Here is a 21233-nt window from a genome sequence, read left to right as displayed (position 1 = left end):
TACGGTTAATCATGGACACCACGCAGGCCCGGGACTGCCCCGTCACGTCGCTCTACACCGACCATTACGAACTGACCATGCTGCAGGCGGCCCTCCATTCCGGGGCCGCGGAACGCAGGACAGTGTTCGAGGCCTTCGCCCGCGGACTGCCGGAGGGCCGACGGTACGGGATCGTAGCCGGGACCGGTCGGCTGCTGGACGGCATCGCCCGGTTCCGTTTCGGCCCGCCGGAGCTGGACTTCCTGGACCGGACCGGCGTCGTCAATACGGATACGCTGGCCCGCCTCGCCGACTTCCGGTTTTCCGGCGACGTCTGGGGCTACCCGGAGGGGGAAGCGTACTTCCCCTACTCCCCCGTCCTGATCGTGGAATCCACCTTCGCCGAGGCCTGCATCCTGGAAACCTTTGTACTGTCCGTCCTTAACCATGACAGCGCCATTGCCTCTGCCGCCTCCCGGATGGTCAGCGCGGCGGGCGGCCGGCCCTGCATTGAAATGGGTTCACGCCGCGCCCAGGAGGAGGCCGCCGCGGCCGCTGCCCGCGCCGCCGTCATCGCCGGCTTCGAGGCGACGTCGAACCTGGAGGCCGGCCGGCGGTACGGCCTCCGGACGGTCGGCACGGCCGCTCATTCATTCACGCTCCTGCACGACACCGAACGCGACGCGTTCCGGGCGCAACTGGACTCGCTGGGGCCCGGGACCACACTGCTGGTGGACACCTACGACGTCGAAGCGGCCGTCCGGACCGCCGTCGAGCTCGCCGGGGACAAACTGGGCGCGGTGCGGCTCGATTCCGGCGACCTGGTGGCCCAGGCGAAGTGGGTCCGTGAGCTGCTGGACAGCCTGGGCAACGTGCACACGAAGATCGTCGTCACGTCCGACCTCGACGAATACTCCGTCGCGGCCCTCCGGGCCGCCCCGGCCGACGCGTATGGGATCGGCACGGCGCTGGTCACGGGCTCCGGCGCCCCCACCGCAGGGATGGTCTACAAACTCGTCAGCCGCACCAACGACGCCGGGGAGTTCGTTGCGGTGGCCAAGAGCTCCAAGAACAAGATCAACGTCGGCGGCAGGAAGCATGCGGTGCGCAGGCTCGACGGATCGGGCACAGCCACTCATGAGGTCCTCGGCGTTGGCCACCCGCCCGCGGAGGAACCCAACGGGAGGCCTCTGTTGCGGCAGTTCATCCGGGACGGAGAGCTCCTGCCAGGCTGGACCGGGCCGGAGGCCGTGGCGAGGGCCCGGCGCCGGCACGCCGACACGATGGCCGAGTTGCCCGCCGTCGTGAACCGGTTACAGCGGGGCGACCCCGCCATCCCTACCGTCTACGCGTGAGGGAGCCGCCGCGCCCGCCGGAACCCCGCCGGCAGGACCGCGGGCCCAGGCATGTCGAAACGGCGCTCCAGTTCGTCCGTGACGAGCTGGAGCAGTCTTCCGGCCGACTCCGAGAGATCCCGGCCGTTATCCGGTGACGCCAGCTCGACGCACTGCAGCAACGCCGAGCGGAGCCGCACCAGCTGCGAGGAGGGCACCAGTGGCCAGCGGCGGAAGGAATCGAAAATCAGCTCAGCCCTGTGGCCATGCGCCGGGGAACCGTACCCGGCGGCGGTCTCGGGGCTCATGCCGCACGCACCCGGCCGGCCTTGCCGGCGCCCAGCAGGTGGCTCCCCTGCCAGCCCGAATCACGGATCATTGCTACGGCTTCAGGCTCTGCAGCGGTCAGCTTCCGCAGATCCACGACGGTGTCGAGGCCATACCCGAAGGAGCCGGCCCGGCGGGCGACTGCGATGAGGCTTGGAACGTTTCGAACGGTGAGTTTCCCCTGCGGTGACACGAGGGCAGACTCTGAACTGAGATCGACAGCGACGGTGATGTCGAGTTTGTTGGTCATAATAAATATCCCCTGTAACGCATGAACGGCCGACTTCCTGACCGCTATCAGGATACCCAACACGCCGTGAGCCACGTCACAATGCCGTAACAGCCGCCCGGAATCAGCCCCTGCTCTTGGTCCTGGCGGTCGCCGGCGCCGTCCACGGATCCTCCGGCCACGGATGCCGGGGGTACCGGCCCCGCATCTCGGCGCGGACCTGCGCATAGGGGCCCGACCAGAACGAGGCGAGGTCGTCCGTCACGGCCAGTGGCCGCCGCGCGGGCGACAATAGGTGGAACAACACCGGCACGCGTCCGCCCACCAGCCGAGGCGTCCGGTCCCACCCGAAGCATTCCTGCAGCTTGACGGCCACCACCGGGCGGCCGCCGTCGTCCTCCACCGCCGGGTAGTCGATTTTCACCCAGGAGCCGCTCGGCACTTCAAGCCGTTCCGGCACCAGCTCCCCGAGCAGGCCGGCGTCGGGCCACGGCAGGAGGCGCCGCAGAGGCTCCGCCAGATCAATGCCGCTCGTGGCAGCCCCGCCGGCCAGCGCTTCAAGTTCGGGAGCCAGCCACTCGTCGAGCCGGGCCAGCAGCGCCGGCTCGGACACGTCCGGCCACGGGTCCCCCAGTCCCCGGCGCACCAGGGCGAGCCGCCGGCGCAAGGCGTCCGCCGCCGTCGACCATCCAATGCTTCCCAGCCCGTCCTTCTCCAGCGCCCGGGCAACCGCCGCCCGGCCATCGGCGGCTGAGGGGCGCACCGGGGTGGAGGACAGCACGATCGCGCCCAGCCGGCGCTCCTTCCGGGCGGTGACCCTGCCCTGGCCGAACCGGGCCTCCACAGTGTCGGCCAGGAGGTGCCGGGCGGCGGCCTCGGCCGTGTCCGCCGTCAGCGGCGCCGCAGAACGGATGACGGCGCCGGTACCGGCTGCGTCCCGCCCCTGGGCCCGGGACACTTCCGCGACGGCAAGCCATTCGTGCCCCGACAGGGAACTTCCGGCCGGAAGCCCGGCCCGCGTCCCGGAGGTGAGCAGGTAGCGCTCCGGCCCGTCGCCCGGCACCCTGCGCCCGACACGGTCCGGGAATGCGAGGGCGACGACGTAGCCGGCCGCCTCCGCCGCGGTCACCGCCGTTGCGGGAGGGGAGGCGACGCCGGACCGTTCCTGGCGGGCGATCGTCTCCATCCGCCGGACGTCCTCCGTCCAGCGCCGGGACGCCGGATCCTTTCCCGTGCGCAGGGCCGCCAGGAGGCGCGGAAGATCAGCCCCGGGGGCCCGCTGGTCCCCGGTGACCAGGGCGACGGCTTCCGCGGCGGCGCGGTTCCCCACGGCGGCGGCTCCGTCCAGCAAGGCCCGGGCCAGCCGGGGGTCGGCGGGAACCCGGGCCAGCGCCTTGCCAAGAACCGTGGCAGTGCCTTCCGCACCTACCGCACCAAGTTCCCGCAGCACCTCCACTGCTTCGTCCATCGCGGCCCGCGGCGGGGCGTCGGGCAATGACAGCCCGCGGCCGCCGGGCGATCCCCAGCAGGCCAGGACCAGGGCGGCGCCGGTGAGGTCCGCGACGGCGATTTCCGGCGTCGGGTGGGCAGGGGCGGCGCCGTAGGACTTCTGGTCGTAGCAGCGGACCACACGGCCGGGTCCCTGGCGGGCCGCGCGCCCGGCGCGCTGTTCGGCGGACGCACGGGAGCAGGACACGTTAACGAGTCCGGACATGCCCCGGCTCGCATCGCGTCGGGGCTCCCGGGACAGCCCCGAGTCGACGACCAGCCGGACCCCCGGGACGGTCAACGAGGATTCGGCAAGCGACGTCGCCACGATGATCCGGGGGCTGCCGCCGGGTTCCCGCCCCGAGACGGCACGGTCCTGTTCGGCGGGGCCGATCTGTCCGTGCAGTTCCAGGATCTCCGCTCGTGTCCGGCCGCGCAGTCGGCCCGCCACATAGGACACTTCCCACGCTCCCGGAACGAATACCAGGGCGTCAATGTCCCGGCCTGACGCCAGCGCTTCCGCGTGCGATGCAGCGGCAGTATCCGCCACGTGCTCCAGGAAGGCGCGTGTCACCCCGCGTTCATCCAGCCTCGGCACCGCGGCCGGAACCCAGTCGACTTCAAGCGGGTACAGAGCGGACGGACAGTCGACGACGGTCGCAGGCCCGCCGCCGTCGTTCTCCGCTGCGTCCCCGGACACCCCACCGCCTCCGATCAGGGCGGCGAAGCGCGGCGCGTCGAGCGTGGCGGACATGGCGACGAGGGCGAGATCCCCGCGCAGCTGGCGGACTTCGTTGAGCATGCCGAGCAGCAGGTCCGTCTCGAGGCCGCGTTCGTGCACTTCGTCGAGGATGACGGCGCTGGCTGTTTCCAGTCCCGGATCCGCGAGCAGGCGGTTCAACAGGATGCCCGGCGTGACAAATTCGATCAGGGTGTCCGGCCCGGCCTGGCGTTCGCCGCGGACCGTGTACCCCACACGGTCCCCCAGCTTGCTGCCGTCCAGCGCAGCGAGACGGCGTGCCGCCGAACGGGCGGCGACCCGCCGCGGCTGGGTGACGATGATCCGCGGGCTGCCCTCCCGGCCCGGCTGCGGGGTGGCACCCAGGGCGAGGTTGGCCAGCACCGGCGGAACGAGGGTTGTCTTGCCCGTGCCCGGCGGCGCCTGCACCACGGCGGTCGCACCAGGGGCTCCGGCCCGTAGCGCGTCAGCCAGCTCACCGAGAGAGTGCGCGAATGCCAGGCCGGCCCCGATAACCCCCAGGTCGAAGGGGGCGGGAGCAGGGGGCAGCGGAACGGCCGGAGAAGTCACGCTTCCATTGTGCCTACAAAGCAGGGGCACCGGATCCTTCCGGGGCTCATGCGGGACTTTCGGCTCATGCGGCCCCCGGTCCACAGGGCCTACCCTTGGCCATGACCGACTCCGGAATGCTCGAAGTGGAGCGCAAATACGACGTCGGCGAGGACGACAAACTGCCGGTCCTGGAGTCGTTGCCGGGTGTGGACCGGGCGGGGTCACCCGAAGAGGAAGCCCTCGACGCCGTCTATTTCGATACCGCGGGCCTGACGCTGGCTTCCCGCGGAATCACGCTGCGCCGGCGGACCGGCGGACACGATGCCGGATGGCACCTGAAACTCCCCGTGGCGGTTGGGGAACGGCAGGAATTCACGGGGCGGTTGGGCAAAGACCCGGAATCGGTGCCCCGGCGGCTGCGACAACTCGTCCAGGTCCATACGAGGGATCAGGACGTGATTCCGGTTGCGAGGCTGAAGACCCGGCGCACCACGCAGCGCCTTTTTGCGTCCGACGGGACGGCCCTTGCTGACTTCAGCGATGACCGGGTGGATTCCGAGACCCTGTTGGAGCCGCAATCCCACACGGCGTGGCGGGAATGGGAAATTGAACTTATCGACGGGCCCAGGAAGTTGCTCAAGGGCGCCGATACCCTGCTCGCGGCGGCGGGCCATCATCCGTCGGCGCTGCCATCCAAACTCGCCCGCGGCCTGGGCGGACAGTACCCTCAGGGGGTCAAACCGGCACCCGGGCCGGAGCCCGAGGGCCCGGCGTCGGCGGTGCTGCTTTCTTATTTGGCCAAGCAGGTCGAGGCCTTGAAAAGAAATGACCCCGGCGTCCGGGAGGATGCCCCGGACTCCGTCCACCAGCTCCGGGTGGCCGCGCGGCGGATCCGGTCCGCGCTGGCCACCTTCCGGAAACTTGCCGACCCCGACGTCACCCGATCGCTGCGCTCAGAGCTTCAATGGCTGGCCGGAACCGTGGGTGAGGCCCGGGACAACGAGGTGATGCAGGCCCGGCTGCTGGGCCTGATCGGTGCCGAACCGCCGGACCTCTTGATGGGTCCGGTTGCGCAGCAGATCGAGGAGCACTTCGAGGCTGCAGCCCATAGTGCACGCACGAAGGGCCTTGCCGCGCTGAGGAGTGCCCGCTACTTCCGCCTGCTCGATTCGCTGGATGCCTTTCTCAGGGAACCGCCGCTGACCGACGCCGCCGGGACGGACGCGCTTCAGACGGTGGGCCGGCTCGTGTCGAGGGAGCGCAAGCGCCTGAAGAAGGAGGTACTGGCCCTCGATACCGACTCCGCAAGTCCAGCCACGGATGCGGCACTCCATGAGGTCCGAAAGAGCGCCAAGCGGCTGCGCTACGCGGCGGAAGCGGCGGTCCCGATTTTCGGGAAGCGGGCAACGACGCTCGCCCGGGCTGCGGAGGAGATCCAGGAGAGCCTGGGTGATCACCATGACAGCGTTGTCACCCGGGACCGGCTGCGGGAGCTGGCGGCGAACCATCGCGGAAAAGCCGCGTTCACCTACGGCCGGCTGCATGCCCTGGAGCAAGTGGCTGGCGAGGAATCCCGCGAGCGGTTCTTCCGCACGTGGAGCATGTCGCCCCCGGAGCCGTTCCGTTGGAAATAGGCGGCCGTGCGCCCGGATTTAGATCACGACGCCGGACGGCAGCGCATCCGGCCGCGGCGTGCCGGTTACGCGTCCAGAACTGGAATCACCAGGACTGGCCTGGATTGCAGTCTGGCCAACTCCGCACTCACCGATCCCTCCAGGATCCGTTCCATGGCAGCGAGTCGGCCGGGACGTTGCCCTCCGACGATCAGCAACGAGGCGTCCGTGCTGTCCGCCAGCCGGCAAAGTGCCTGGGCAACAGCGCCGTTCAGCACCCTGAACGTCCATTCCTCTCCGGGCGGTCCCAGGATTGCCTGGAGTCCGTCGCGCACATGGCTGGAGGGGAAGTCGGTCTCACTCTTGACGGCGGGATCCAGGGATGCGCTTGTCCTTGAACCGGCGGGTTCCCATTCGGTGAGATAGCTGGCAGGGTCCACGAATGCACAAATCAGGTGTGCGTTCAGCCGGGCAGCAAGAGCGGCGCCGGCCCGGATCACGTTCCCGGACGGTTCCCACGCTACTCCCAGAACCACGGGGCCAACCAGCCACTCATTGCCGGCCCCGGACGGGCGATTGTTATGGGAGGATCCCATCAGAGTAGGCCTGCGCCCGGTGCTGCCAGCACGTCCATAGGGTCAGGATAGCCATCGCCCGGAATCGAGCCCAGCGCGTTTCGCCGTGAAGGCAGGTACAAGCGCTCCGCTTCCCCGACTTTCGCGGAGGGTACTGCTATTTTTGCGGCAACGGCTGCCACGATGCCGCCCCTGCAGTTCCACGGAGGATGAGTTCCTGATGGCTTTAGATCAACTTTCCGCACTTCTGGCATGCGCGATCCTGGCCGGCCTGGCGATTTTCCAGGCCGCCCTCGCTGCCGGGGCGCCACTGGGGAGGATGGCCTGGGGCGGAGGACACACAGTACTTCCGAAGAAACTGAGGGTGGCCAGCGCCGCGTCCGTCGCCTTGTACGCTCTTTTCGCCTACACCGCCCTTGCCAAGGCTGACTTGGCACCACCACTCATCAACGACACCGTCACAAGCGTCTCCGCGTGGGTCCTCACCGCATACTTCGCACTCGGCATCGTCATGAACGGGATCTCCCGCAGCAAACCGGAACGGCTCATCATGACACCCACCGTCCTGGTTCTTACGGCTCTCTATCTCACCATCTCGCTCCATTGACGGGTTTCACTCCGGCCAAGCCGCCCGCTGGTTGAGTATGTCTAGCATTGGTGTCCCCTGCGGAACAGCTATTTCCGGCCGCACCTGAGGACTGCCGTGTCTGCCTGTCGTATGCTGGCTGGATGGCTCGCACGGCAAGAGAACGCATTGATGGTGACCCGATTTCGTCCGGCGTTTACGGTGCGCTTATGGACAAGATTTCTGCACTGGACGAGTGTGAGCTGCAGGAGAACGCGTCGTCGTTCCACGTGGCCCACGGACGGGCTTTTCTTGGTATCCATCCCCGCCGTGGCGGGATATTGGTCAATATTGTCCTGACCAGGGAACTCGAATCGACACGGATTCACCGAGCCGAGCGCGTGTCGGCCAACCGGTGGCATAACGAAGTCATCCTAAAGGACCCTGCAGAGATCGATGTCGAACTGCTCACATGGATCAGCGAAGGATATGCCCACACCGCCTGAGCTGGCTGACCTAGCGATAGCCGTCCGGTGGTAGCTTGTGCCCATGGATCAAGGGGGAAGTGTTCCAAAGCGGCGGGCGGTCCTTGCAGCCGTTGTGGGGTCGGCGGTGCTGACCGCGTATTCGATCGCCGGTGCCTACCAGATCCTCGTATGGAATCCGCTGGCCGCGGTCCCGGGCGCAAGTCTTAGCGAAATCTACGCAGCCCTGGAGAGTGCCGGCGAGACCCTGGGGGCACCGCGCGTGATCGCCTGGAGTGCTGTCGGGGTCGCCTTGGCCGTGGTTGGGCTGATCGGCACGATCCTTGAGAGAGCTCCACGCCCGCGCCAAGTTGTCTCCGGCTATTTGGCGTTGCTCGTCCTCGCTGCGCCATCCCATATGTTCGTGGCGTTTACTGGCGGCATGGGAATCGCTGATGCGTTCGCCACATCAGGAGGCGACCATGCCCCCTGGGGCGGAATGCTCTATGCGGCAAGCGGCCTCGCATTGCTGGCCCTCCTGGCGCTGGCCCTCCTGCAAACTGCCGGGTTACAGAAGAGGCTCCGCAATGCGTGAAGTCCTGGCGGCCGTTCCCGGGCGTCCTCTCCCCCGCCGTCGCCCCCGGTCCCTGGCGGCCCTGCCGGCGTGCGTCGTCCTGCTGGCATCCGCGCAGTCCGGTTGCGCATCCTCCATCCCCGGGAATGCTGAGCCACCCTGTTTCCCGCCGGCATTCTCCGTCGCGCCGTCGAGCGCGAAACCGGGCGAGCGGGTGACGGTGACGGCGCCTGACGCCGTCTGCAACCCGCGCTATGGCGGGAATGCCCGGATCCAGGTGACCGTGACCGACGCCGCCGGCGTGCAAGTGTTGACCGCGACCGCCCCGATGAACGACGGTGGCAGCTTCGGTTACGGCTTTGACGTGCCGGCCGGGACGGCCGCCGGAGAGGCGGGCATCACGGCGATGCCCTTCAACATCGACTGGTGCGATGACACCGGCAGGAACAACCGGGTTCCCGGTGCCGGAGCGGCCCTCACGCTTGAACGGGTTTCCTGCGTGATACCGACGAGGCCGCTGACCATCATCCGGTAGGCCCCGGTGGCCGCGATACGCGGGCCCGTCCCCTGCCATGGCCAGGAAGCCTCCCCGAAGGCACCGCCGCCGCGCCCTAAGCGGCCAAGGCCTGTCGGATGCCGGCACGTTTGAGCGACTTCGCGAGATGCCGGAGTTTGCGGCTGTGATTGCTCGCTTGGACCGCCGGACGGGCGGACCCGTGCAGGGGTGGACCGTTCAGCATCGTCCCCGGCAGCGGTGGTGCGGTGGAGTGGCAGCTGTGCCCGGTGGGGGTTGTGATTTCGATAGTGTGTCTGGGGCCTTGCTGGGGTTTGACGGTCCAGCCGGAGGTTTCTTTGGTGTGGTTGCAGGCTTCGCAGAGTCCGGCGCCGTTACTGTGGGTGGTTTGGCCACCGTGGTGCCAGGGGATGATGTGGTCCAGGTGCCGGATGGGGGCGTCGCAGTACGGTGTGCGGCAGGTGTTGTCCCGGACCTGGATGAGGCGGCGGAGTCCGGGCGGGAAGATCCGGGCGCGGAGTCCATCGCGACCAGTTCCCCGGTGCCGGGCGCGGTGTAGAGCCGCCGGAGCCAGACGTTCAGGGCCTGCCGCGAGGCGGTGTCAGCGCCGGTATCGCTGCCTTTGCTTCCGCCGCCGGCCTCCGCGGGGTTCCCGGCGCCTGTGAGCAGTTCGCGGGCCCAGCCGGCGGGGACGATCCCGTAGCCGGGGAGGCGGGCGGGTTCGCTGTCACCCTGGAGGAGGGTGCGGTCGGTCAGAACGAGCTGGATCTCGACGCCGGTGACCCCGCCGGGGGTGCCGGTGGTGCGTTCGACGAGGGCATCTGCCATAAGCTGCCCGCTGGTGCGGGGGTCCCCGGCGGAACGCAGGGTATCGGCGTGCCGGGTGAGGGCCGCGTACATCGCGACGCCGGCCGAGGCGGGGAGCAGGGCGGTGAGGTAGCACATGGTGTCCGGGGCGGGGCGGAGACTGACGTGCCGTTCGGTGGCGGCGTGGCTGGCCCGCTGGGTGACGGTGCGCGGGTCCCGCCGGTACGCGGCGGTGCGGGCGGCGGCGATGATGGCCCGGTCCCCGGCGCCGTCGAATGTTCCGGTGTCGGGGGCGAGTTCCTCGTCGACGGCGGCCCGGTCCTCCGGCGACAGGCAGGCGGTTTCCCGGACCAGCAGGGTGGCGCGCCATTCGTTGACCTGCCCTGTCTCCAGCGCCGCGAGGGTGTGCGGCATTTCGGTCACCAGGGCCTTCGCCAGCCCGAGGAGCCGTCCGCCCTTGGCGGGGGATTCCCGCCGGGCGAGTGCGATCTGCGCGGCGACCCCGGCCCCCAGTTCCGCCGCGGGCATTCCGGCGTCGGCCTGTTCCCGGCGCTGGCGCAAATCAAATTCGACGGAGATCCGGGCCTGCGACGCGGCCGCAACGGACTTCAGGTCTTCCAGTTCCCGGAGCTGACTGATCAGCCCGGCACTGTCACCCGCGGGCCGGACAGCGGCCAGCGCCCGGACCACCTCCGCGACCGTCACCGTGCCAGCTGCTGCCGGAGCCTCGTCGGGCCCCTGATTGCCGTCCATGAAAAGACACTATCGGGCACCTACGACAATTTTCGGCTGTCTCCACGGCGTCAATTTACTGCTGGTCGCTGGCTGTTGGGGCCGCCGCGTCGACGCTTCTTGTGTCTTGAATTCCGCCATCCCACGGGGACTAGCGGGCAGGCCGCGAGCGATCTCGCCAAGCAAGGATCAGCAGGACCAAGCCAACCGGGACGAGGCCTGCCGACACGTAAAAGAACGTCCGTTCTGCCATAGTTGGCGCGACAATCTGGCGGAACAGTTCCGCGCCCACGGCAGGATCCACGTCGAGGCCAAGGGCTTCGAGGTGCATGTATCGGACAAGGGACAAGACACGGACGGCAAAGGCGACTGCTACACCGACGGCAACCAGGACTATTCCCAGCATGAAGGTGATTTGGCTGCGATTGAACACGCTTCCCCCAGAGGACATCGACCAGCGCTGACACCCGGAGTCTAACCGTCCCCACCGGCCGGACCTCCCGGCTGCAGCGCACCGCAGCCGGGAAGGTCAACCAGAAGGGTCAGCTGGCCTGCAGATCCGAGTGGTGTTCGGCAACGACGTTGGGGTGTGCCCGCAGCCGGTAGCGGAGCGCGTTGTCGCCATAGGTTTCAAGAATCGGGCTGTTGGTCGGATCGACGGACAAGCCGCGGGCTTTGGCCCGGAACTCCGGGCTCACGGCAAGCTGCGGCATCGTCGCATCCAGGGCCGGGTTGAAGAAGAACGGAAGGGAAACCCGGTCCGTGCCGCGCAATGGGGAGATCACCCGGTGTAGCGTCGCCTTGAGGTAGCCGTTGGTTGCCAGTTCGAGCATTTCGCCGATATTGACCACGAACGTGCCCGGAACCTGGGGAGCGTCGATCCATTGTCCCTGGTACTCGACTTGGAGTCCGCCCTTGCCGGGCTCCACAAGCAGCAGCGTCAGGACCCCGCCGTCGCGGTGGGCGCCAACCCCCTGCTTGGGCTCCGGGTTGGACTCCCCCGGATACCGCACGATCTTGAGAAGTGGAAAGGCCCGTTCGGCGAAGGCAGCATCGAAGGTGTCTTCAGGCGCACCCAGGGAGACCGCCAAGGCACGCAGGAGAGTCAACGAGATGGTACTCAACCGTTCGGTCCACTCGGTGACAACCTCCCGCATTTCGGGCAGCGCGTCAGGCCAAAGGTTGGGTCCTTCCAGACGCCAATAGTCAGCGACGCCGGGACCCGGCTCCACTGCGGCACGCTCGACGCCGATATCGATCTGCTCGCGCCAGTCGACCGCACCGTCCGTAAGCTCGCCGCCAACCCTCGTATACCCGCGGAACTGCGGGCTGTGGACGTTCTCAACCGCGAGCTTTTGCTCTTCGGGGAGCTCGAAGAAGCGTCGGGACACATCCAGCATGGAATCTGTCAGCTCCTGCGGGATCCCATGCCCTGACAGGTAGAGGAAGCCCACCTCGTGCATGGCGTCGCGCAGGTCGTTCCGGAAGCGCGTGGCTTCCTCCGGGCCGGCACTCAAGCGGGAGAAATCCAGGACGGGCAATGATTCGAGTGGCAATCTATTAGTCCTTTTCGATGAACTTGGCAAGCCGGGGACCGTAATTGCTTCAATATTACGGAGCCAGCCTCCCTGGAAGGCATTCTTATGTCGAATTAAGACATTTGCCTCGAGCCTTCACCGCACGATCCCTGCAACAGTCCGGACGGAGCGGCCGGCAGGACCGCGCGTCCGTGCGGAGCTCCGTGATCTTCGACGAATGACGTACTCGGCCACCGCGAGGTTCATCACCCAGGCGGCCGCCATCAGCAGCGCCCGGGTCAGCTCGCCCGGCGTGCCCACGAGGAGCAGCCAGCCGGAGATGACCAGGGCCTGGGTTCCAGCGCCGACGCCGATTGCATAGCCGCGCGTCATCCACGCACCGTGCCGGACGAAGTCCCGGCGCCGGACCGCAACAATCCCGAGAATAAAGCTGACGAGCATCGCCGAGCCGAAGAACAGCCGGATCGGAACATCGGTGCCGCCATCCGGGAGCGCGTAGAACGCCGACATCCACAGGCCGGAGAGCGCTGCAAGCAGGCCGGCGGGAATGAGAACACTTCCGGCGCTGCGGTGCCAGCCGCGCCCGCCCCGCAGCGCCGGAACGAACTGGAACGCGCCGAGCAGGCTGTAGACGGTGACGCTGACAATGTGGACCACCACCGGAACCGGCGAGGCAAAAAACCGTGCGTTCTGCGGCGTGATGGCAGCTCCCCCGGTCAGCTCTGTCAGCCGCGCCGCACCAGCAATCACCGGGATGAGGCTTAGGAGGATCAGGCCGGTCGGCACGGACCACCGGGGCCGGGGACGCTTGGCGGCTTGGAGGGCACCATTTGGTTTTGTTGGCATGAGCCTGCTCCTCGGTTCGGGTAGTGTACGGCGTACACCGCTGACTCGTACGCTAGGTGTACGGAGTACACTTGTCAAGAGTGGGCCGCTAGGGAAAGGTTGTCGGGATGACTCAGCAGTTGGAGGCAACACGCCGCACGCCCTTGAACCGGGACCGGGTGCTGCGGGCCGCTGTTGCCCTCGCTGATGAAGTGGGCTTCGAGTCGCTCAGCATGCGCCGGCTCGCCGAGGAGCTCGGCGTGGTCCCTATGGCGCTGTACAAGCACGTCGCCAACAAAGAGGAACTTCTCGACGGGATGGTCGCGAACCTCATCGGCGAGATCGATCCCCCGGTGCCCGATGCGGACTGGAAGAGCGCCGTCCGGTTGCGGGTACTCTCGGCGAGGCGGTCACTGCAGCGGCATCCGTGGGCCCGTCAAGCCATTGAATCCCGTACCAACAAGACGCCTGCCGTCCTTGACTACATGGAATCATTTACGGGCATGTTCTTGGCTGGCGGCTTCTCGGCGGACCTCACGCACCACGTGATGCATGCCCTCGGCGGCCGTATGTGGGGCTTCACCCAGGAGCTGTTCGACGACCCGGCGGGAACGACGGCGGAGTCCCCGGCAGCGGTGCCGCCGGACGCCCAGGCCGAAATGTTCCAGCAGATGGCCGCGCGGTATCCGAACATCATGGCAATCGCCACCTCGACGCACCACGACGAAGGTTCGGTTGTCGGACACGGCTGCGACGACCAGTTCGAGTTCGAGTTTGCCCTCGATCTGCTCCTGGACGGCTTTGAGCGGCTGCAAGAACGGGGCTGGTCATCGAGGCAGGCGAAGCAGGACCACAACGGGGCCGGGGTGCAGCAAGGCGCGCCCTTGCCGGAATAGGCGCTTCGGAGGAGGATATGCGCACACTCCAGGAGGCCCCTCATGACGACGCTTGGCAAGTTTGAGAAGTACCTGATCGAGGAATTCTTCGACGATTACCGCGCCGGCGCCATGAGCCAGCGCACGTTCACGCGCAGGGTGGCTTTTATCACCGGCAGCATGGCCGCGGCGTCGGCCGCGATGCTGCTGGTGGGTTGCACACCGGAGGAAGTCCCGCGCAGTACCGATCCCATGCCCACCCCCGGCACGTCGTCGCCGGGCGCGGGAACGGGCACCGTTTCCGCCGGCCCGGTCGAGGGCGCCAAGAGCCCGCTCTCAGTTCCAGTGGGCGCTCCGGGCCTGGTGACGGAAACAGTGAGATTCCCTGTCGGCGGGACTGACATCAGCGCCTACCTCGCCCGGCCGGAGGCAGGCGGACCCGGCCCTGCCGTCCTGATCTGCCATGAGAATCGCGGGCTGACCCCGCACATCGAGGATGTGGCACGGCGCTTTGCCAAGGCCGGCTACGCAGCCCTTGCGCTCGACCTGCTGAGCAGGGAAGGAGGCACAGCCACGATGGACCGCGACGCCGTCCCCGGAGCGCTGACGGCGGCCGGCGCCCAACGCCACGTCTCCGACTTCGCCGCGGCTTTCGACTACCTGCAGTCAAAGGACTACGTCGACCGGGGCCGGATCGCCATGACGGGGTACTGCTTCGGCGGGGGCATCACCTGGCAGGCCGCGACGGAGTTGACCGGGTTGAAGGCAACCGCAGCGTTCTACGGACCCTCCCCCGACCTGGCAAAGGTTCCGGCGATCAAAGCGGCGGTCTTCGGCGTCTACGCCGAACTGGACCAACGGATCACCGGCGCCCTTCCGGCGCTCCGGGATGCCTTGGCAGCCACGGACGTCCGCCACCAGCTCACCGTCTATCCCGGCGTCGACCATGCCTTCCACAATGACACCGGCGCGCGCTACGTCGAAGCCCAGGCCACCGCCGCCTGGAACGACACGCTGGCCTGGTTCTCCCGCTACGTCTGAGGACATCGTTGAACGGCTTTTACCCAAGGTTTACATGGCTTGTCTTGTGAGCCCCCGGAGCCTGCAACAGACTGGTTACCACCAGATGAACTGATTCTTTGTGATCGTTCTACCAGAGCAGCGGGACACGGACGCAGTGATGCGCTCCCGTCTGATCCCCCGTATCGACGCCGGGGAGCACCCCGCCGACCGGGAGGATTTTGTTATGGCCGGCATGTTTGAAGTGTTCGTTGACGGGGATTCGAATTTCCGGTTCCGGCTCAGGGCGCCGGACGGAGCTGTGGTGGCGGATTCGGCTGCTTTCAGCGACAAGGCCGCCGCCGTCGCCGGCATCGCTGCGGTGCGTGAGTGCGCCGGCACAGGCCTGGTCACCTATCTCTGCCCCGAGGGCAGGATGCAAAGCGGGACGCAGGCTGCGGCCCGTCCCGGCGCCGCCCCGCAGGCACGCCACCACTGGCACTGGCGGGGCGACGGCTTCCACACCCGGGCCGGGGCAATCCGACGGGCGACAACGACGCCGAGATGGAACGGCGCGGCCTAGAACATCCAGGACCACCGGGACCACCAGGACCACCAGGGACGGCATCGCGACGCCCGGGCGTCTTGGCTATGCGTCCACTCCGTTCCCGTACCACTGCAGGACCCGCAGCGCCCTCAGGGTGTTCCAGCGGCTCGGCCGGCCGTCACCGTCTTCCAGTTCGAAGTGGACCTGCCCGGGATGCGTGTTTTCCAGCAGCCAGACGCCGTTGGGCTGTTGCTTGGACCTGACCAGCTCGATCGCCTCAGCTAACCGCGGGTCTGGCGGAGCGCCTGCGGACCGGAAGTACTCCAGGGCGCGGAGCACGTCGTAGTGCCAGCGGGTGGGAAAGGTGAACTCCAGCCAGGCCGGGTCAATGACTTCGCCGGTGCTCTTGCGCCGGAAGAGTCCCCGTTCAAGGAGATATTCCTCGCCCCGCCGCCGGGCCGCGACGGAGGCCGAAGACCCGCCGGTTGCCTGCTCGTGCGCCAGCAGCCCCTCGAGCACGTTGATTGTTGTTGCGAGCGATGAAACCACCGCGCCGTCCACGGCCCAGCAGTTCCACCCGCCGTCGTCCAGTTGCTCACGGGCAAGCCGGGCAACCACGCCCTCGACGTCCTGGCCAAAGTAGGCTCCAAGCCCGGCCGTCATGCCGTTGATGCAAGGTTCGACTTCCCCGTTGAAATAGGGCTGCCCGCCCTCCTCCCAACGGCAGTTGTCCCGCACCAGCGCCACGGCCCGTCGCATCTGGTCGCTCTCCGGGTCGACGCCGAAGTCACGCAGCTGCAGGAGGCTGTACGTGGTGGCGGTCCAGGGCTGGCTCCCGTCGTCGGGCACGTCGAGTCCGCCGGGTTCGCCCTGGCCGTCCGGCGCGCTGCCCTCGGATTCGCCGACGTCGGGGTCGACGCCCTGCGCCGGGAAGTACGCGCCGCCGGCCCATTGCCCGTCCTCGCCGCGCAATGCCAGCAGCCGGGCGCCCCACCCCTCGGTGGACACCCTCGCCCGCTCTGCGGCGACGACATCGGCAGGGGCGCCGGCAAGATCCCGCAGTACTTGCCATCGGATGGAAGGATCAGAGTCCAGCAGCCAGTCCAGGACAGTCATGCGCCGATTGTAGTGCTGGCCGGGTTTCCGTCACAGGGTTTCGCCGACCCGCGGGAACGCTCTAGCCTTCGCAGTCAACGCAGTAAGCGTGACCGTTCTGTTCCCGCGCTATCTGGGAGCGGTGCCGGACCAGGAAACAGGAGTAACAGGTAAATTCGTCGTTCGCCTGCGGGATGACTTGGACCGTCAGTTCCTCGGCAACGATTTCCCCGCCCGGGACCATTGCACCGTCCAGCGAATCCGCCTCATCCAACTCACGCACAACGCTGCGGGCGTCGGGAGCGTTCGCGGACTGCAGTGCCTCCAGGGACCTGTCCTGCGATTCCTTGACGTCGGAGCGAACTTCATCGTAATCGGTTGCCACGGGGGTGATTCTCTCTTCTTCGGATTGCTCGGATAGGTATTCAACAGACAGGACTGCTCCAGTATTCCCTCCCCGCAGTGAGCTTTGCAGCAAGAACCGGCGCCGGGCCGCCATCCGGTCCGTGCTGGCATGCATTTTATTTGTACAATCGATAGAGTTAAGCTTCGATTGAGCAAAGTTTCTTGGGGGAAATTATGAACAAAGCGCAAAGGCGCGCTCATGTGGAGCCGCCGTGCCGGGAGTGCGGCTCGAGGGTCATTCCAATCTGGAAGGACGAACGCCCAGTGACCTCCAGCCAACCCGACTGGCGGGTAAGTGCCCGGCAATGCAGCCGGCAGGGGTGCGGCTTCAGCAATTCCCGGAACTGGCCCGAATCCTGACGCGCCGCCGTCGGGGAAAGGGGCACTGCGGGCTTCGCGCCGGCACGCAATTGCCTGAATACACCCGCCGCTGTACTTTTGCTGCATGGAGTCCCTCACGCACGCGCCCGTGCTGGCGCGGTTTGGCTATGCCATATCCGACCCGACCCGGGCGCGGATCCTGCTTGCCCTGGCCCAGGGCCCGGCCTACCCCTCAGACCTCGCCGAATCCCTCGAAGTCTCCCGGCAGAGCATGTCCAACCATCTGACCTGCCTGCGGGGCTGCGGCCTGGTGGTCGCCGTCCCGGACGGCCGGCGGAACCGGTACGAGCTCGCCGACGCGCGGCTGGGCCACGCCATCGGTGACCTGCTTGGCGTGGTCCTCGCTGTTGACCCCGCCTGATGCGCACCCGACGGGACGTGCCTGGCATGAAGGCCACGGCATGACCGCGCTCCGGCTGGTACCGGATCCGGCCCGCCACGCCGTCCTGAGCCGGCGCATCCGGCTGCTCGCCGCTGCAACGATCAGCTATAACGTCATCGAAGCCATCGTCGCCCTCTGGGCCGGCGGCGTCGCCGACTCCTCCGCGCTCATCGGCTTCGGCCTGGACTCGGTGATCGAGGTGGCGTCCGCCGTCGCCCTGTCCTGGCAGTTCTCCGCCAAGGATCCGGAACGGCGCGAACACCTGACCCTGCGGATCATCGCGATCTCCTTCTTCGCGCTCGCCGCCTTTGTAGCTTTTGACTCGGTTACCTCACTGGCCGGCGGAGGTGAGGCACAGCATTCGACGCCGGGCATCGTCATTGCGGCGTTCAGTCTGGCCATCATGCCCGTGCTGTCCTGGCTGCAGCGCCGGGCCGGGCGGGAGTTCGGCTCACGGACGGCCGTGGCCGACTCCAAACAGACTCTGCTGTGTACGTACCTCTCCGCGGTGCTGCTGCTCGGCCTCGTGCTGAACAGCACGCTGGGCTGGTGGTGGGCGGACGCAGGGGCAGCGCTGGTCATTGCCGTGATTGCAGTCCGCGAAGGCATCAACGCCTGGCAGGGCGACGCCTGCTGTGCCGTACCCCGACCACTGGATGCAGCCGAGCCGGACGGCGACGGTGACTGCTGCGGCGGCTGCGCTCCCCCTGCCGCCCCCTCACTACCGACCGAACCCGACCTCCACCACAACCAGGAAAGCAGCCCGCACCCATGACACAGACCACGGCAAAACCCGTCCCCGCCCCGAGTGACCCCGCGAAGAGGGTGCGCCTGATCCTCTGGATCCTGATCGGGGTCATCGTCGCGGCCGGCCTCGTCTGGTACGCCGTTGTCTCCACGAATAAGCCCGCACCGGCGGCTCCGCAGCCTGCGGCCAGTGCGCAACTGGTCCGCGAGGACAGCCACCGGCTCACCTCCCCCGCCGTCGAAAAAGCCCAGTTGGTCGAGTTCCTGGACTTCGAATGCGAATCCTGCCGGGCCGCCCACCCACTCGTCGAGGAACTGAAGAAGGAGTACGGCGACCGCATCACCTTCGTGAACCGCTATTTCCCCCTCCCCGGCCACCTGAACTCGGGGACTGCTGCCTTGGCCGTTGAAGCCTCCGCCCGGCAGGGAAAGTACCAGCAGATGACAGCGAAGCTGTTCGAAACCCAGACCCAGTGGGGCGGGAAGCAGGATTCCCAGGCGGCCGTGTTCCGCAGCTACGCGCAGGAACTTGGGCTGGACATGGCCAGGTATGACGCCGCCGTGGCAGACGAAAAGACCAAGGAACGGATCCGGAAGGATGTCGCGGACGGTACGGCGCTGGGGGTCAAGGGCACGCCCACGTTCTTCCTCAACGGCAAAAAGCTGGTGCTCAACACGGAGGCGGAGTTCCGCCAGTTGCTTACCGACGCCGCCAAGTAGCCACGGTCAGAACGCGGGAATCGAAAACCCGATGCCAAGCAGGCCACGGCCCGCCTGTTCCAGGATCGGGTCCCTGCTCAAGGTGGGGTGGTTGAGCAAAACGTTGACGTCGTGCTGAATCCGCTGGTAATGGCGGGATGTTTCCGGTGCAAGTGATGTGACGCGGGCAAGGCTGATGCCGCGGCGCGGGGTGGCCCGCCTGGCAGGCAGCATCCCAGCACGCGCCGTCCGGCCGCCGTCGCGCTATTGCAGGGACGCAGTCAGGCGCGCCAGGTTGTCGAACGCTTTTTGGGACACTGGCCGGCGGAGCCAGTCCTCAAGTTGCAGCTCCAGGCTGTTTGCCCGGTACTGTTCTTCGACCTCACGAATTGAGTCCACAAAACCGCGCCCATGCACCAGTACGGAGACTTCCATGTTGAGGCTGAAGGACCGGACATCCATGTTGCTGGACCCAATCACCGCAACCTCCTCATCGATGGTGAAGTGCTTCGAGTGCAGTACCTGCGGGGCCCGGTACAAGTAGATCCTGACGCCGGCGCGGAGCAGCGCCTCGTAGTAGGAACGCTGCGCGTGGTACACCAAGCTCTGGTCACCGACCTCGGACACAAAGAGATCGACGCGGAGGCCCCGCGCCGCGGCCGTGACAATAGCCATCAGGATGGATTCGTCCGGTACAAAGTAGGGGCTCGTGATGCTGACACGGCGTTCGGCCTTATGGATCAGGGTGGCGTAGAGCTTCAGGTTGTTGTCGTTGTCGAAGCTGGGACCGCTGGGCAGGACCTGCGCGTCAAAGAGCGCAGATCCCTGGCTGGGGACAGCGGGACCGGACTCCAGCGACAAAAGGACATCAGTTTCGCTGTACCAGTCCGTCGCGAAGACGGCATCCAGCTCGCGGACAGCAGGCCCTTCAATACGCATCATGAGCTCGTGCCACCGGAGCCCGCGTTTCAGGTTGCTCTTCTTGTTATAGCTGGCATCGATCAGGTTCTGCGAGCCGGTGAATCCCACGCGGCCGTCGACCACCACGATCTTCCGGTGATTGCGCAGGTCCGGCCTCTGCCACTGGCCCCGCCACGGCCGCACCGGCAGCATGGGGCGATACTCCGCCCCTGCGTCCTCCAGGTATTTGATGGTCTCCTTCCGGGCCGGGAACATAAGACCCGCCAAGTGGTCGGAGAGCACCCGCACGGCGACGCCGCGTTCCCGCGCCCGGGCCAGCGCCTGAAGAAACGGTTCAGTGGTCGGATCGAGGGCAAGGATGTAGAACTCAACGTGCACGTAGCGTTCCGCGACGTCGATCTCGGCGATCATGGCATCGAAGGTGCCGTTGTAGTCAGGCAGGAGTTGTGTGCTGTTGCCGGAGACCATGGGCAGCGCGCCTAGGTTGTTGTTCAACGTCACTGCCGAGTGCAACCACTCCGGCCAGTCATCGCCATGGCTGATGAGCTGGCTGCCCTCGGTCCGCGCCAGGACCAGTTCATTGATTTCCCGTTGTTTGTCCCGGCGGACCTTGGGCAGTTTCGCGTACCCCACAAAGAAATACGCGACGGCGCCGAGTACCGGGATGAAGATTATGGCGAGCACCCAGGCGATTGCCGAGGAAGGTCGGCGGTTCACGGACACAAGGACAGCCGCGACGGCAACGAGGAAGATGTGGACCGCAAGCAGGAGCGCAGCGACAGCCTCGGGATCCTGGAAGAATCCGCGCACGGCTACTTGTGGGCCTTCGCCGCTGCATACATGTCAGACCAGCACCCGGCTCTTGATTCTTTCAAACTCGTCGGCGCTGATGGTCCCCGCGTCCAGCAGCGCCTTGGCCCGGGAAATCTCCTCGCTGGGGCTCGCGGCGGCAACCTTGCGGATGTAGGAATCGGCCTCGTGCTGGTCGCGCCGGGCCCGCTCCACGGACCGCTCGGCCATGCCGTCACCGCGGGCGGCCAGGTACACCAGCAGCGTCACGAAGGGCAGGAAGCACAGGAAGAAGATCCAGACGGCCTTCCACCACCCACTGAGCCGGTGATCGCGAAAGAGGTCACCGATGATCGCGAATATCCCAAACAGGTAGGCGAAGAAGACGCATGCGGTGAAGAACCACCAGAAGATGTCCCAAAAATTCTCCCAAAAACTCATTTGCTGCCCTGCTTTCAACTGGTGCGGCCTCCTGGATGGATTCTCCCGAGCCCGGCCGTTGGCACTCATGACAATTCTGGGCGTCCGCAACTGTTGT

At 67.0% G+C, this 21233-nt stretch carries 23 protein-coding genes and 1 pseudogene; 12 read left to right on the top strand and 12 right to left on the bottom strand.

Features of this window, described 5'->3' with window-relative positions:
• The first annotated feature begins 11 nt into the window (after positions 1-11).
• Entirely contained in the window at positions 12-1334 is a 1323-nt protein-coding gene (locus tag LDO13_RS08670; protein WP_224049584.1) for a nicotinate phosphoribosyltransferase, read from the top strand.
• On the opposite strand, the gene LDO13_RS08665 is transcribed toward LDO13_RS08670, so the two are convergent.
• The 3 genes from LDO13_RS08665 to hrpB form a co-directional block, all read right to left on the bottom strand.
• Complete coding sequence (locus LDO13_RS08665; RefSeq protein ID WP_224049583.1) at positions 1325-1621, bottom strand: hypothetical protein; 297 nt, start codon at positions 1619-1621, stop codon at positions 1325-1327. The two genes, LDO13_RS08670 and LDO13_RS08665, sit on opposite strands and share 10 nt — an antisense overlap.
• Complete coding sequence (locus LDO13_RS08660) at positions 1618-1890, bottom strand: hypothetical protein (protein WP_224049582.1); 273 nt, start codon at positions 1888-1890, stop codon at positions 1618-1620. The genes LDO13_RS08665 and LDO13_RS08660 overlap by 4 nt, the downstream gene beginning before the upstream one ends.
• Before the next feature lie 103 nt (positions 1891-1993).
• Complete coding sequence (gene hrpB, locus LDO13_RS08655) at positions 1994-4666, bottom strand: ATP-dependent helicase HrpB (protein WP_224049581.1); 2673 nt, start codon at positions 4664-4666, stop codon at positions 1994-1996.
• A gap of 101 nt (positions 4667-4767) precedes the next feature.
• Here hrpB and LDO13_RS08650 point away from each other — a divergent pair, with 101 nt between their 5' ends.
• The gene (locus LDO13_RS08650; RefSeq protein WP_224049580.1) at positions 4768-6282 is read left to right on the top strand and encodes a CYTH and CHAD domain-containing protein; all 1515 of its coding nucleotides are present in this window, start codon (positions 4768-4770) and stop codon (positions 6280-6282) included.
• A gap of 65 nt (positions 6283-6347) precedes the next feature.
• Here LDO13_RS08650 and LDO13_RS08645 read toward each other — a convergent pair whose 3' ends face one another.
• Complete coding sequence (locus LDO13_RS08645) at positions 6348-6797, bottom strand: universal stress protein (RefSeq protein ID WP_224049579.1); 450 nt, start codon at positions 6795-6797, stop codon at positions 6348-6350.
• 259 nt (positions 6798-7056) lie between these two features.
• Here LDO13_RS08645 and LDO13_RS08640 point away from each other — a divergent pair, with 259 nt between their 5' ends.
• The 4 genes from LDO13_RS08640 to LDO13_RS08625 all read left to right on the top strand — a co-directional run bounded on the left by LDO13_RS08640 (position 7057) and on the right by LDO13_RS08625 (position 8974).
• A complete protein-coding gene (locus tag LDO13_RS08640; protein ID WP_224049578.1) occupies positions 7057-7443 on the top strand; it encodes a hypothetical protein in 387 nt (128 codons plus the stop codon).
• Positions 7444-7565: 122 nt separating this feature from the next.
• Positions 7566-7907 carry a DUF5655 domain-containing protein gene (locus LDO13_RS08635; RefSeq protein ID WP_224049577.1) on the top strand — a complete coding sequence of 114 codons (342 nt, stop codon included), beginning with the start codon at positions 7566-7568 and terminating at the stop codon, positions 7905-7907.
• 43 nt (positions 7908-7950) lie between these two features.
• Positions 7951-8460, top strand: coding sequence for a hypothetical protein (locus LDO13_RS08630; RefSeq protein WP_224049576.1), 510 nt, complete (start codon positions 7951-7953; stop codon positions 8458-8460).
• Positions 8453-8974, top strand: a complete 522-nt coding sequence (locus LDO13_RS08625; protein WP_224049575.1) for a hypothetical protein — start codon at positions 8453-8455, stop codon at positions 8972-8974. The genes LDO13_RS08630 and LDO13_RS08625 overlap by 8 nt, the downstream gene beginning before the upstream one ends.
• A 76-nt stretch (positions 8975-9050) precedes the next feature.
• Here the strand turns inward: LDO13_RS08625 and LDO13_RS08620 are convergent.
• From LDO13_RS08620 to LDO13_RS08605, 4 genes and pseudogenes are all read right to left on the bottom strand, one after another.
• Positions 9051-10513 (bottom strand): annotated as a pseudogene (locus tag LDO13_RS08620) (DUF222 domain-containing protein).
• A 130-nt stretch (positions 10514-10643) separates the two neighbouring features.
• Entirely contained in the window at positions 10644-10925 is a 282-nt protein-coding gene (locus tag LDO13_RS08615; RefSeq protein ID WP_224049574.1) for a hypothetical protein, read from the bottom strand.
• Positions 10926-11034: 109 nt separating this feature from the next.
• Complete coding sequence (locus LDO13_RS08610) at positions 11035-12048, bottom strand: 2-oxoglutarate and iron-dependent oxygenase domain-containing protein (protein ID WP_224049573.1); 1014 nt, start codon at positions 12046-12048, stop codon at positions 11035-11037.
• Positions 12049-12165: 117 nt separating this feature from the next.
• Positions 12166-12876, bottom strand: a complete 711-nt coding sequence (locus LDO13_RS08605; protein ID WP_224049572.1) for a DUF2306 domain-containing protein — start codon at positions 12874-12876, stop codon at positions 12166-12168.
• Positions 12877-12983: 107 nt separating this feature from the next.
• Here LDO13_RS08605 and LDO13_RS08600 point away from each other — a divergent pair, with 107 nt between their 5' ends.
• From LDO13_RS08600 to LDO13_RS08590, 3 genes are all read left to right on the top strand, one after another.
• Positions 12984-13751, top strand: a complete 768-nt coding sequence (locus LDO13_RS08600; RefSeq protein ID WP_224049571.1) for a TetR family transcriptional regulator — start codon at positions 12984-12986, stop codon at positions 13749-13751.
• Positions 13752-13793: 42 nt separating this feature from the next.
• Positions 13794-14771 (top strand): dienelactone hydrolase family protein, encoded by a 978-nt coding sequence (locus tag LDO13_RS08595; protein ID WP_224049570.1) that lies wholly within the window; start codon positions 13794-13796, stop codon positions 14769-14771.
• 100 nt (positions 14772-14871) lie between these two features.
• On the top strand, positions 14872-15312 hold the full coding sequence (locus LDO13_RS08590) for a DUF1508 domain-containing protein (RefSeq protein WP_346347035.1): 441 nt from the start codon (positions 14872-14874) through the stop codon (positions 15310-15312).
• A gap of 66 nt (positions 15313-15378) precedes the next feature.
• Here the strand turns inward: LDO13_RS08590 and LDO13_RS08585 are convergent, their stop codons facing one another.
• Entirely contained in the window at positions 15379-16392 is a 1014-nt protein-coding gene (locus LDO13_RS08585; protein ID WP_224049569.1) for a hypothetical protein, read from the bottom strand.
• Between the two features lie 61 nt (positions 16393-16453).
• Positions 16454-16756 carry a DUF4193 domain-containing protein gene (locus LDO13_RS08580; protein WP_224049568.1) on the bottom strand — a complete coding sequence of 101 codons (303 nt, stop codon included), beginning with the start codon at positions 16754-16756 and terminating at the stop codon, positions 16454-16456.
• A gap of 465 nt (positions 16757-17221) precedes the next feature.
• On the opposite strand from LDO13_RS08580, the gene LDO13_RS08575 reads away from it, so the two are divergent.
• From LDO13_RS08575 to LDO13_RS08565, 3 genes are read left to right on the top strand one after another with little or no spacing between them, the layout of a single operon-like run.
• The gene (locus tag LDO13_RS08575; RefSeq protein WP_224049567.1) at positions 17222-17518 is read left to right on the top strand and encodes a metalloregulator ArsR/SmtB family transcription factor; all 297 of its coding nucleotides are present in this window, start codon (positions 17222-17224) and stop codon (positions 17516-17518) included.
• Positions 17519-17558: 40 nt separating this feature from the next.
• Entirely contained in the window at positions 17559-18314 is a 756-nt protein-coding gene (locus tag LDO13_RS08570; protein ID WP_224049566.1) for a cation transporter, read from the top strand.
• Entirely contained in the window at positions 18311-19006 is a 696-nt protein-coding gene (locus tag LDO13_RS08565) for a thioredoxin domain-containing protein (RefSeq protein WP_224049565.1), read from the top strand. Before LDO13_RS08570 ends, LDO13_RS08565 begins: the two co-directional genes overlap by 4 nt.
• A gap of 243 nt (positions 19007-19249) precedes the next feature.
• On the opposite strand, the gene cls is transcribed toward LDO13_RS08565, so the two are convergent.
• Together cls and LDO13_RS08555 are read right to left on the bottom strand one after the other, a co-directional pair.
• Positions 19250-20716, bottom strand: a complete 1467-nt coding sequence (gene cls, locus LDO13_RS08560) for a cardiolipin synthase (RefSeq protein WP_224049564.1) — start codon at positions 20714-20716, stop codon at positions 19250-19252.
• A gap of 33 nt (positions 20717-20749) precedes the next feature.
• Positions 20750-21136 carry an SHOCT domain-containing protein gene (locus tag LDO13_RS08555; RefSeq protein WP_224049563.1) on the bottom strand — a complete coding sequence of 129 codons (387 nt, stop codon included), beginning with the start codon at positions 21134-21136 and terminating at the stop codon, positions 20750-20752.
• Positions 21137-21233: the final 97 nt, after the last annotated feature.

Source organism: Arthrobacter sp. NicSoilB4 (genome assembly GCF_019977335.1).
In the GTDB taxonomy this organism is placed as follows: domain Bacteria; phylum Actinomycetota; class Actinomycetes; order Actinomycetales; family Micrococcaceae; genus Arthrobacter.
Note: the sequence above shows the minus strand (reverse complement) of the source record. Positions and strands in the feature narration are given on the sequence as shown.